At 46.1% G+C, this 1,521-nt stretch carries 1 protein-coding gene; it reads right to left on the bottom strand.

Going from position 1 to position 1,521, the window contains the following annotated elements:
* Window positions 1-158 precede the first annotated feature (158 nt).
* Window positions 159-1,223: an A/G-specific adenine glycosylase gene (gene mutY / locus KDK17_RS05070; protein ID WP_257287499.1), complete on the bottom strand. Its 1,065-nt coding sequence runs from the start codon at window positions 1,221-1,223 to the stop codon at window positions 159-161.
* Window positions 1,224-1,521 lie beyond the last annotated feature (298 nt).

Genomic DNA, 1,521 nt, shown 5'->3' with positions numbered 1-1,521 from the left:
GGGTGTTGATGATCAAAAGGGAGGCAGATAAACACCCTGTAACGTATTCTTTAAATCGACGGATCATGTTGGACTTGACGTTCTTTATTGGGGGTTGCGTAGTTTAACTCGAAACTTTTTTCATCTCTAACCCGGAACTTTCACCCCGCTGATCGCCTCTACAGGGTTCTCCTGATTTTCGTTAAGAGCTTACTGACTGGAGCTGCCAAGCCCAGCTCGGACGGTTGATCAGGCTGAAACCAGTGCCATCGATCTCCATCCGCTACCGAAGAGGCTTTGGCAGCAAAGGATTTGACCGGAGTGATATCCAGGTGATAATGGCTGAATGTGTGTCGAAATGAAGACCATTCTTCAAAATCTTCCAGACTTAATCCGGTTTTGTTTTGAGCGGCACCAGACAGCTCCTCATCGATCTGGATTTCCGGAAAACCCCAGAGTCCTCCCCAAATACCTGTAGGTGGTCTTTTTTCCAATAGAACCTCTCCAAACTCGTTGATCACCATTAACATGATTATCGATCGTTCCGGCTTGTCTTTTTTAGGTTTGGGTTCGGGGTAGCGGGTTTCTTCTCCGGCTTTGTGGGCCACACAGTTTTGCTCTAATGGGCAAATCAGACAGGAAGGTTTGGTCCGGGTGCAAATCATTGCCCCCAGATCCATCATCGCCTGAGTGTAATCTGCATTGCGATGATGTGGGGTAAACCCTTCGGCAATACTCCAGAGTTGTTGTGCTATAGCAGACTGTCCGGGCCAACCAGAAATGGCCTGATAACGGGCCAGTACTCTCTTAACATTACCGTCCAGAATCGGAGCACGAATACCCATACTGATGGACGCTATCGCTCCGGCAGTCGATAAACCGATTCCGGGTAACTGAGTTAATTCATCAACAGAGCGGGGAAACTCACCGGCAAAAGTATCCATGACCATTTTTGCCGCCTTGTGCAGGTTTCTGGCTCTGCTGTAATATCCGAGCCCGCTCCACAGATGAAGTACATCATCAATCTCCGCTGAAGCCAGGTCTGCAACCTTGGGAAAACGCGACATAAAGTTTTCAAAGTACGGGATGACGGTAGCTACCTGGGTTTGCTGCAGCATGACTTCGCTGATCCAGACCCGGTAAGGGTTGATGTTTTTCTGCCATGGCAGGTTTTTGCGGCCATGACCATCAAACCATTGGAGCACTTGTTGGCTGAAGGCGTCACTATTGCTATCTGGCGACATATAGGGTGTTTGGGCTTAAAAATTGAATTGTACATTCTACTATGAAAAATACGATGAAATGGCCTGCGAATCAGATTTCACAGCGTTTTTATATCTGCATGCGCTGCAAACCGGAAACATGAGCTTCCTCATTTAAGATCAATCATTTGTTTGCTCAGACCCACTTTTACCGGGAGTACAGAATTTCCTTAGAGTATAAGTTTTATTGATTCCTATTATTCAAAAGTTTGAATTTTCTTATTCTCAATGAACGTATTTAACCGTTTTACGGCAAATGGTTTTGTGTCAGGATTGTAAT

The organism is Endozoicomonas sp. SESOKO2, from assembly GCF_024606245.1.
GTDB lineage: Bacteria > Pseudomonadota > Gammaproteobacteria > Pseudomonadales > Endozoicomonadaceae > Endozoicomonas_A.
This window is presented reverse-complemented; position numbering and strand designations above follow the sequence as displayed.

Excerpts from the sequence above, each read along its gene's own strand:
- mutY (WP_257287499.1), bottom strand. The coding sequence starts at position 1,223 with ATGTCGCCAGATAGCAATAGTGACGCCTTCAGCCAACAAGTGCTCCAA.